The sequence below is a fragment of the Mucilaginibacter dorajii genome, from assembly GCF_024808255.1.
GTDB classification, from domain to species: domain Bacteria; phylum Bacteroidota; class Bacteroidia; order Sphingobacteriales; family Sphingobacteriaceae; genus Mucilaginibacter; species Mucilaginibacter dorajii.
This window is the reverse complement of record NZ_JANTYS010000021.1, coordinates 1-10728: the sequence shown is the minus strand read 5'-3', so window position 1 is coordinate 10728 and position 10728 is coordinate 1. Positions and strand designations below refer to the sequence as shown.

Here is a 10728-nt window from a genome sequence, read left to right as displayed (position 1 = left end):
AATTTTATTAAACAGTTTCCTTTTTAAACAATGACAGTGAGCGTGCTATAACCTGATCCATGTTATAATATTTATAATCGGCCAATCGGCCACAAAACAAAACCGATTCAATTTTATCAGCTTCTGCTTTATACTTGTTAAATAAAGCGTGATTCTCCTCGCGTGGAATAGGATAATATTTGTCAGAATGATCATCGGCAAGCAAAGAATATTCACGTGTAATAGTTGTCAAATTACTTTTTTGGCCTGTTGCATGTTTCCACTCAATTATCCTCGTAAAATCAAAATCATTAGGATAATTTACCTGTTGTAAACCCTGGTAATTTTCTTGATTGAATGTTTCATGTTCAAACCTCAATGTGCGATAAGGTAGCTTACCAAATTTATAATCAAAGAAACTATCAATCGGACCTGTATAAATCATTTTTTTATAGCTAACTTCCTTTATGATATCATTATAATCGGTATTCAACAAAATACTAATATTTGGAGACATAAGCATTTTATTAAACATAGCGGTGTATCCATATTTGGGCATGCACTGATATTTGTCTGTGAAATACCTGTTATCTCTATTCGTTCTGGTTGGTATACGCGCGGTAACACTCGCAGCTAAATCTTTCGGGTGAATTTCCCATTGCTTTAAGGTGTAATTTTTAAAAAATTTATCGTACAAATCTTTCCCAACCTGGCTTATTACCATTTCTTCAGAATTTTTGGGGTTATCAATTTGCACTTTTACTGTATCAAAAAAAGTTTGTACATCTTCCGGGGACGATAATTTTAAGCCATAAAGCTCATTTACCGTATCCATATTAATAGGTATAGGAAGTAAGTTACCGTCAACATAACTCTTTACCCGGTGATAATGAAAGCGCCATTCAGTAAATTGTGATAAATAATCAAATACACCTTTATCATTAGTATGAAACCAATGCGGGCCATATTTGTGAACAAGAATTCCATCCTCATTATAATTATCGTAAGCATTACCACCTATATGGGTTCGCTTATCCACAAGCAAAACTCTTTTGTTAGCTTGTGTAGCTAAACGCTCTGCCAATACACTTCCAGCGAATCCTGCCCCTACTATTAAATAGTCAAACATGTTATTATTTATTTACTTTATCGTTAAAATTAGAAACAACTGACTGAAGATGGATTAAAATATTATTTGGCTTAAAATGATTAAAATCAATTAAATCTATATTTTTAAACCGTAATATTATATAAGCACATAATGTAATAACTGTTTCTACCACCAACCAATTCCAAGCTGTACCAACACTACCTGTGTACCTAACCATGCAAAGATTTAGTATTAAACCAACTATTGCACCACCAACGGTCACAAAAAAGAATTCTTTATCCATTTTGAGATTTAACATTACCTGAATACAAAAAAAATTATTTATGGAAACTATTAGTGGCACAAAAGCTAATATTTTAATTATAGATATAGATTGTGCAAAATGTTGTCCATAAAACCACAACAACACAATTGGACCTATAAAGAAGAGGAATATTGAAAAAGCGGCTGCAAGCAAAATTATAATGGGAAATATTTTTTTTGTAGTTTCAATTCCTTTGTTAAAATCCTCATTGAAGGCACCGCCAATAAAGGGGAATAATGTTTGAGCTAAAGGAAAACTGATAACTGCGCCGGCAACATCAATTAGCTTTTGAGCAGCTGTATAATACCCTACCTGCTCATTATCTTTAAATAACCCTAATATAACAACATTTGTAGTTGTATATAAACTTATAACTACTAACGATATAAAGATCATTTTTTCTTCCCACAGCAATAGAAATATTCGACTTAAACTTACCTTTAACATTTTAACCTTATACAATTTATATGCCCAGGCAAAAGCAGCAATGCTCATACAAATTTGGGTTATGCCTGTAATTAGTGGGGGCCATATATAATCATTCGGTTGTTTGACGAGAAAAAGTACAGTTATTGTGAAAACCAACCTACTTAAGAACGTCAAAAAAGCCAATTTAGGTAATGCCTGCATACCTTGAAATAGCCAAGTTGGTATAAACAGCATACTTATGCTATAAATAAAAGAAAAACAGGCCACCCTTTTTTCATCAGCCAAAGGCGGAACAACATATAGGCAAATCAAAAAAAATACTATTGACAAAGCACTAAGAAAAAGCTTCGAAAAGAAAACTTCGCTAAACACTACGTTCCTTAAAACCTGATCATGTGGCTTTGCAGCAATTCTTCTGGTGGCGGTGTAGTCAAAACCAAAGCTAATCAACAAGTTAAAATATGCCATAAAAGAAGCGGCATAATTGATGACCCCGAAGTTTTTAGGGCCTATAATTCGCGAGATTATTGGTATTGCTATTAACGGAAATACATAGTTTGCCATTTGCAATACCCCTAAAGAAGCAAAGTTTTTTAATAGCTTTGGGTTTTCCATTTATAATATTGCCAAAATTGTGATATATTTCAATTTAATTAGCATTTTAATACAGAAACCTCCTAATTAATAATAATATCGCAGTAAAAAAACCCATTAATATAAAACCGATAATTATACCGGCTGCTTTACTTACTCTGTCTATTTCCAAGGGTATAACAGGCTTATCAATAACTTGTATAAGCGGCTTATCTTGCATAAGAGAGATTTTGGCCAGCTCTAAATTCTTCAATATCTCTCCATAAACTTGTGTACTTGTTTGAACATCAACCTGCCTTTTTTGCGAAGATACACGAAGCTTTAACAACTGGGGATTAGCGTTGGGATTGGCGTCAATAGCGTTTGCAACTCCATTTAAAGAATAATTTAATACAGATTTTACGCTATCCGCTTGTCGTTGTAAAACATTTACGTTTTGAGTTGATTTCTTTGTTTTAGTTTGTGTATAAAATTCATTTACATTTTCAACCAGTTTATCTACAAACTCCTTAGAAAACAACTCATCTTTCGAGGAAAATTCCACATTAATTATTGACAGTTTTTTATCTGGTTTAACTACTGATAATTGTTTTTTATTAAATATATCTACGATATCAGTTATTAGACTATCCTGCTTACGATTAAATTTTTCCGGGTCTCCATTGAAATATAAATTTTCACTGTTCCCCTCGTTGTTCCATTTTTCTTTAAGACTATTAAATTCAATATATCTTTCTATGAGTTTTTTTTCATGACCATTGAAATTGGCTTTGCACAACAATGTTTTTTTAATCATTGTTCTTGATTTGTATAATTCCAAAATATTATCACCTTGAAAAATACCGCTATTACCATTACCTAAATCAATACCGGCCATAGATGCCAAACCAGCGTATTGGCCTAATCCACCGGCTTTATTACCATCATCTAACACAAAGTTGCAAGATGCTATGTAAAGCGGCTTCCTAATTATGGAATAAGTTAGTCCCAAAAAACCACCTATAACACATGCAAATAATATGGTTATCCACTTACTCTTAAAAAAATTAAATATCAATTTTACTTTTTTTAAAAAATCCTTCATTGATATTTCATCCTGTTCATCATTCTTTGGTTGAGCCATAAATAAATTATAATTTAATCTTCTATTTTTTTAAACTCAAGATTCCCAAAATGATGGCACTTATTGATGCTAAACCGGTAGAAAGACCTAAAACTGTTTGTAAAGAATTCCCTTTGCTCTCTGCCTTTTTAGGCACATATATTTCACTGCCTGGTTTAACAGATGGATGGTTATTAAAAAACAAAAACTTGCGGGTACCTTTTACCGTTCCGTTAGGATAAACAACATAAGCACCTCTTCTTAAGGCTCCAGGCGCATATCCCCCTGCATTTGAAACAAAATCGTTAAATGATTTTGACCCATCGTAAACCACCGCGCTTGGATATAGTACCTGGCCATTAACCCGTACTACCTGTTGCTGTTTTGGAACTCTTAAAACATCGCCGTCTTCTAAAAGTAAATCACCTTTTGAGCCTGGTGTTTTCAGGATCTTGTCAAGCTCAATACCTACGTAGTTATTCCGTTGCTGAATATCGTCTACATTGGTTGAGTCTTTATAAGTTCTTTTAAGCCTGTTAGCTTGCGATGCACGTTCAAGGGTTAGAGCAGCGGTGTCAGCTTTATTTTTATCAATACCCAAAATGGCTATATTTTCGCGTTTTAATGACCCTCCTTCTACATCAGCAGACGCTGTTAAGCCGCCAGCACGTGCAATCAGATCTGATACTTTTTCGTTTTTATTTTTTATAGTATATGAACCCGGGTATAAAACTTCGCCTTCAATCTTTACTGTTTTTTGCTTTTCATATCCAGGTAGGCTATATACCGATACAATATCAAATGGCGTTAGTACAAAATTAGCTTCGGCCGGTTTTAGCTGTCCATCTATGTTAACACTAAAAACCTGCGCTACCGAGCTGCTTTTTGAATTAGGATCGGCATCGGCTATCCTGCGGGCAACCTCAATGCGGTTTGTACTGGCACCTTCGGCAAAGCCACCTGCTTTTAAAATCAAGTCTTCCACCTTCATGTTTTCCGAAAAAGCAAACTTGCCCGGCTTCCTTACATTACCATTAATAGTAACAATGTACTTATCGCGTAAATCAAATATTGATGAGATGTTTACAATATCTTCGCGCTGAAGCGGGATGTTTACCACTTTGTTGATCACATTTTTAACATTAAAACCTATTATTTCGGTGCTGTTATCCGGTTTTAAACGCGTAATAGTTCCACGCTCGGTAAAGGCATCTTCTTTTAAGCCGGCGGCTTTATCAATCAGTTGCAGTAATGTTAAACCACTTTGCAATTCATAATCACCAGGCCTAAAAACCGCCCCCCTGATAACTACCCTGTTTTCAAACCTGGATATAACAGATTCGACAGTATACTTATCCCCTCTTAGCGGAATATAATTTTTATAATCGGCCTCTAATACATCGGTTATTTTACGTTGTTGATCGCTGATCTGTGATACCTTGATGCGTGCTGTATAAGCACTATCTGTGAAACCGCCAGCGTAGCTGATAATGTTATCAAGCGTTTCGCCGGGTAAAACTTCAAATAAGGCTGGTATTTTTATCTGGCCAATAAGCTCAACTCTTGTTCTGTAGGTTGGCACGCGCACAATATCCTGATCTTGGAGGGTTATATTATTTTTTTGATCGCCTTTTAGCAGGAAATCGTAAACATCAAGATGTCTTATAATCCGGTTGTTTCTAATGATCTCTATTTGCCTTAAGCTACCGTTATCATTGGGGCCACCTGCAGTATACAAGGCGTTAAATACCGTGGCAAGCGATGGCAGTGTGTAGGTGCCTGGTTTATCAACCTGACCTATAATAATTACCTGAATGCTACGAATGTTGCCCAACGTTACCTGTACCGTTGTACCACGCCCAACCGCGTAATTGTTGGCCGCCAGCTTGCTTTTGATAAGGGAGGTAGCCTCCTCAATAGTTTTGCTACCTACATTTAAAACACCTACACCGGGAATGTTGATATTGCCTTCGGGCGATACTTCAAGTTTCCAATTCACCAGTGAACTGCCGTAAACATTAATATTAAGCTGGTCATTAGGGCCAAGGATGTAGTTTAATGGTGTTGCCAGCTTAAGGTTAGGTTCAAATGAACTATTTTTATTTTTAAAGATATCGGCCCCAAAAATCTTAGGCTTCAAAACTTCAAACAAATCCTTGCGCTTATAAGATGATGTATCGGTTGTATCGGGTTTATAATTCAGCTGTCGGCCTGTGGTAGCCGATGTATCTGCGCCCTTTTGAGTCGAGCCTGAGTTTTTAGCCCTAATATCCTTAATGCGCGTTTGTAGTTTTTGAACCTGAGATGCCGACATGCCCCTGCTTTGAGCCTGCTGCAATAAATCGGTATCACTTAACCCTGCTTTTTGGGCTTGCTGTATCAACTGTATAACCTGCTGATCTGAAAGATCATCAACATTGATAGACGATATGTTTTGTAAATTGGATTGAGCTACGCCTTCATTAACAGTACCAAAGGAAATAACAACAATAATAAAAAATACTAAAAAGCTAAATTTATTCATATGTAAAAGCTATCGGAGCTTAAAAAATAACGCACCAACCAACTGCGCTATTTTTCTGCAAAAGTAAACCAATTTCCCATTTCTACAGACAATACTTACTTTTTTAATTTGAATTTAAATAGTATTATCCATCAAAGAATTTAGCCGGAGAGGGTATATCGATACATTAATTGAAATAATAAGTAAAATTAAGCCTTGCGTGTAAATTATAACTGGAGCCGTTTTTGTATTCGTAATTTAAAGAATACACAGGCGTAACATCAGCAGAAACCAAATAGTTTTTAAACCTGATATTTCCATAAAAAGTACCCGAAAGATCGACCCAATGGGTGTTATAATTACCTGTACCCGCAAAGGCGGAATAATACAGATCATTATTATGCAACTGCCTTTCAAAAGTAAAACCGTAAGCATTATAGTTTTTTAAATAGCTTAAATCCAATATAAAACTGCTGCTGCCCGGCCCTATTCCGGCACCTATATAACGGCCCTGGTTAGTATATCCATCCCTGGGACTTGCACCGTGTATATACCAGGAAGGCTCATCACGCAATAAATAAGTTGCTGCGCGCTGTAACTGCGTTATTTCTGACTTGATTTGTATAAACCCTCCTTTACTAAGCTCAAACAATTTGCGCCCCCCAAAAGTGTATGCTGCCGAATGCTCTGGTTCTTCTATTAAATCGTTAATATTTCCCCACCTGTCATTACGGGCCCATTCAAAATAGATTTCTGCTTTATATAACGGCAAAAGCTGCCTGATGTTAAACGCATAAGCAAAGTCCTGGCCATCACCCTTATCTCCATTATTGACATCATTCGCTTTTGCCGATGAGCCTGTAATAACCGGGATTGTTTTACGGATAAAACTTTTACTATGATAGGTAGAGTCCTTGTCTAAATAGTCATAACTTGAAACACCAAGGTAAAATCCTTTTAACCATTTTGGCTGCCAGTTAACGGTATATGCCGAAATGTAACGCGATACAGTGGGCTTAGGGCTATACAAATCGCCTGCATAAATTAGCTTGCTTACCTCATCTGGCGCGTAACCGGATTGTTTGAGGTTACCACCAATAATTTGCCATTCAAATGAGCCAACAATGGTTTTAACAGGCCTTGAAGAATTAAAAGTCCAATGAAAAAAACCCGGTGCTGAATTACTCATCATAATAGCGTTTTTAATACCTGGTCCCCACCATAAGTTTTCTGTTGATACCCCGGCTTCAATGCTATGATAATTAAGCGTAATTTTTGATTGGCCCGGATAAAGATGGGTTATTGCTTTGTTACCAAACCTTTCGGGAGCATCTATACCGTATATGGTATTAAAATAAGCGGCTAAAAGCTGTTGATTATTGTTATTGGCCTGTACATCGGCAAAAGTGTTAAAGGGTTTGTTTTCGGCATACACCAACTCGGGCTTAAGCTGTATTTTAAGTATGCCGGCAGTTAATAAAAAACCACCGCTCAGCATGGTTTGGTAACCTTTGTTGGGATATAATGATGAGTTATTGTAACCATAGGGGCGCTTCACATTATACTCATTAAGCCAGTTTAACGGCAGCACTTGTATGCCCGATGGGATACTCATAAAATTAAACTTTGCATAAGGTTTGCTTGCAACAAGACCACTTAACGCAGAATCGGCCCCGGTATTGCCCCATTGGCTATTTACCGGCCTTATGCTAAACGAAAAGGGATTATCACTTGTACCTGAAATTTGATTTCGACGGGCGATATCCTCGGCATAACTACCTACGGTAATAGTTTGCGAAAAGCCTTGTATTGCGCTAAAAATAATTAAGGCTAAGGTTAAAAATTGCTTTTTCACAGGTTAGGTATTGTATTAAAATGTATAAGATTATTAAATAGAAAAAATCAATCGTTCTACAGATATAATCTTGCTATCGAAATATATCTTTTTGAATAAATCAATTTTTCACCTAATCTCTTAACAATATCACAAAAAACAAAGCTTTGAATACTCAATTTTATAATATTAATGCCATATTAAATCCATTTAATAAATAATTAATGTAAACTTTACACTAAGCGATGTAACTAATACGGAAAGATGAGGAATAACGAAACACTGGATAGAAAAAATATTCTTACAGTTCCATTTTAGCATAAAATAGATCAAGTGAACTAAGCAAATCAGAAAAGTGTATCATTTACTTTTTAAGATGTCTTGTACGTAGTTTGCTCAAAAACTCGGGAGAAATGCCCAGGTACGATGCAATATAATGTTGCGGTACCCGTTGCGGAATACTTGGATAACGTTTTATAAACTCCAGGTACTTTTCCATCGCCGTGTTTGAGATGGTTTTAAATAACCGGTTTTGAACAACCGTAAGGTGGCGCTGCAGCATCAGCCTAAACATGCGTTCTAATTTGGGCACCTCGGTTAACAATTGCTCTTTGGCGTCACGCGATAAAATCAGCAGTTCGCAATCTTCCAGTGTTTCAATATACATGCTGCATGGGGTTTGGTCCTGGAAACTGGCCAGGTCGCTCACCCACCAATCCTCTACGGCAAGCTGCAGCGTTACCTCTGCCCCATTCTCATCAATAATATACTCGCGGATGCAGCCCTTATTTACGTAAGCTTCAAAGTTGCAGATATCGCCAGCCTGTAAAAGTTTAGTTTTTTTAGGTACTTTACGATACTCCAAAATCCCGTTAAAACGGCTTGTTTCATCTGCCGTTAAATTCACCGAGCGGGCTGCGTAGCTATTGATATATTGAAACATGGATCAAATATAAGCCGGGCTTAACAAAAAGCTGTAAATAAATGTCGGCAAGCAGGGAAATCGCTTTTAAACATATCAAGTAAAAAAGGATTTAAAGGAATAGTTTATTTCGCGCAAAGATGCTAAGTCGCAATTCAATTGCTCATTTTTCTTTGCTTCTTAGCGTCTTTGCGCGAGAAAATATTAGCAAACAACAGGCACAATATTTAGATGCATCTAAGTTGCATCATACATCTTTTTGTGTTAACCATGATAAAATACAAAATATTGATTATTAGGAAATTAAAATGTATTTTATCCAAAATATGTTAAGTTATGTTAACCCAATTAGCTACGTCTATCCTGTAGCGCAAATTGAAATGTGATTGAAAAAATTCGTGGAAGTAGCTATCGTCTATCTTACGGGCAGTTAAATTCGTGTTTACTCAACGATGAGCTTGTGAGCAAATAAAGTTAAATATTAAAAGCGATTTCCCTTTTTCTTGTTCCAGTTCAATGGCTTTTCCCATTCAGATGTACCATTTTTACAGATTGAATTTTAATTACAAATCATTTAGATAATTTTAAATAAAACATGACATATCTACCCAATCCAAATCGTTACCAAAACATGGAATACCGCCGCTGCGGCAATAGCGGTTTAAAACTACCCGCCGTATCGTTGGGCATGTGGCATAACTTTGGTGCCATTGATAGCCTTGAAAACGCCCGCAACATTCTGAGGTTAGCTTTTGATAGCGGTATTACTCATTTTGACCTGGCTAACAATTACGGGCCACCGGCAGGATCGGCCGAGGAAACTTTTGGCCAAATTTATAAGGATGATTTTAAGCGTTACCGCGATGAACTGGTGATATCAAGCAAAGCCGGCTGGGGAATGTGGGAAGGTCCTTATGGCGATTGGGGTTCAAAAAAATACCTGGTAGCCAGTCTTGATCAAAGTTTAAAACGCATGGGGTTAGATTATGTAGATATCTTCTACCATCATCGCCCCGATCCCGAAACGCCTATGGAAGAAACAATGGGGACTTTAGACCTGATGGTACGCCAGGGAAAAGCACTTTATGTGGGAATTTCCAGCTATAGCGCTTCCGAAACAGAACAGGCGGTGGCTATTTTGAAACGCCTGGGCACACCATGCCTTATCCACCAACCTAAATATTCGATGTTTGACCGATGGGTTGAGGGCGGCTTGCTTGACGTGCTTGGTAATGAGGGCGTTGGTTGTATCCCATTTTCGCCACTGGCACAAGGTTTGTTAAGCAATAAATATTTAAAAGGTATTCCCGAAGGCTCAAGGGCGGCAGCCCATCGCGGTAACGGCGCTATTGAAGAGAATGCCATTACAGAAGCAAATATTGCTAAAGTAGCTAAGCTAAATGAAGTGGCTATTAAACGCGGCCAAAACCTGGCGCAAATGGCGCTGTCGTGGATCCTAAAAGATCAGCGTGTAACATCGGTACTGATAGGTGTAAGCAAACCCGAACAGGTGACTGATTCATTGAAATGTTTGGCTAATACATCATTTACAGACGAAGAGTTAACGCTGATCAATAATATCCTCGATTAACCTCAGTTAGCAGTATCCGGTTAGCAGTTTGCAGTCAGCGTGGGGAAGATTTACTTTACCATACGGTAAGTCATCCCCGCGTTTGGTAACAAACTACCGCCTTTAAGAAGGGCATAAAGAGCCGGTTGGCAGCGTTGAGTTTTCAGTTTTCGGCAGGCAGTTAGCGGGGGAAGCCGGTTTGCAGATAGCAGAGGGCGGTTTTCAGTTAGTAGATTGTTCCGCTAATTCCCAATGAACGAGTGAACTAATGAACCAGTGAACATTTTAGTAACGCAAAAAGCCCTCATCGTTAGATGAAGGCTTGGCGTTAACAGCCGCTATGGCTGATTAAGATTTGGCACCGACCTACTCTCCCACGT

7 protein-coding genes are annotated in these 10728 nt (G+C 37.3%); 1 reads left to right on the top strand and 6 read right to left on the bottom strand.

The genetic code is table 11. The features are described from left to right. Nucleotides 1–7: 7 nt before the first annotated feature. The 6 genes from glf to FHS10_RS22535 form a co-directional block, all read right to left on the bottom strand. Nucleotides 8–1108 carry a UDP-galactopyranose mutase gene (glf, locus tag FHS10_RS22560; RefSeq protein WP_259095453.1) on the bottom strand — a complete coding sequence of 367 codons (1101 nt, stop codon included), beginning with the start codon at nt 1106–1108 and terminating at the stop codon, nt 8–10. A gap of 4 nt (nt 1109–1112) precedes the next feature. Continuing rightward, the gene (locus FHS10_RS22555; RefSeq protein ID WP_259095450.1) at nt 1113–2438 is read right to left on the bottom strand and encodes a flippase; all 1326 of its coding nucleotides are present in this window, start codon (nt 2436–2438) and stop codon (nt 1113–1115) included. Nucleotides 2439–2484: 46 nt separating this feature from the next. Further along, nucleotides 2485–3540, bottom strand: coding sequence for a GumC domain-containing protein (locus FHS10_RS22550; protein ID WP_259095445.1), 1056 nt, complete (start codon nt 3538–3540; stop codon nt 2485–2487). Between the two features lie 22 nt (nt 3541–3562). After that, complete coding sequence (locus tag FHS10_RS22545) at nt 3563–6043, bottom strand: SLBB domain-containing protein (RefSeq protein ID WP_259095443.1); 2481 nt, start codon at nt 6041–6043, stop codon at nt 3563–3565. A 166-nt stretch (nt 6044–6209) separates the two neighbouring features. Continuing rightward, a complete protein-coding gene (locus tag FHS10_RS22540; protein WP_259095437.1) occupies nt 6210–7877 on the bottom strand; it encodes a capsule assembly Wzi family protein in 1668 nt (555 codons plus the stop codon). Between the two features lie 343 nt (nt 7878–8220). Further along, complete coding sequence (locus tag FHS10_RS22535; protein WP_259095434.1) at nt 8221–8799, bottom strand: Crp/Fnr family transcriptional regulator; 579 nt, start codon at nt 8797–8799, stop codon at nt 8221–8223. A 574-nt stretch (nt 8800–9373) separates the two neighbouring features. Here FHS10_RS22535 and mgrA point away from each other — a divergent pair. After that, nucleotides 9374–10369, top strand: coding sequence for an L-glyceraldehyde 3-phosphate reductase (gene mgrA / locus FHS10_RS22530; RefSeq protein ID WP_259095433.1), 996 nt, complete (start codon nt 9374–9376; stop codon nt 10367–10369). Nucleotides 10370–10728 lie beyond the last annotated feature (359 nt).

Excerpts from the sequence above, each read along its gene's own strand:
- glf (WP_259095453.1), bottom strand. The coding sequence starts at position 1,108 with ATGTTTGACTATTTAATAGTAGGGGCAGGATTCGCTGGAAGTGTATTG.
- FHS10_RS22555 (WP_259095450.1), bottom strand. The coding sequence starts at position 2,438 with ATGGAAAACCCAAAGCTATTAAAAAACTTTGCTTCTTTAGGGGTATTG.
- FHS10_RS22550 (WP_259095445.1), bottom strand. The coding sequence starts at position 3,540 with ATGGCTCAACCAAAGAATGATGAACAGGATGAAATATCAATGAAGGAT.
- FHS10_RS22545 (WP_259095443.1), bottom strand. The coding sequence starts at position 6,043 with ATGAATAAATTTAGCTTTTTAGTATTTTTTATTATTGTTGTTATTTCC.
- FHS10_RS22535 (WP_259095434.1), bottom strand. The coding sequence starts at position 8,799 with ATGTTTCAATATATCAATAGCTACGCAGCCCGCTCGGTGAATTTAACG.
- mgrA (WP_259095433.1), top strand. The coding sequence starts at position 9,374 with ATGACATATCTACCCAATCCAAATCGTTACCAAAACATGGAATACCGC.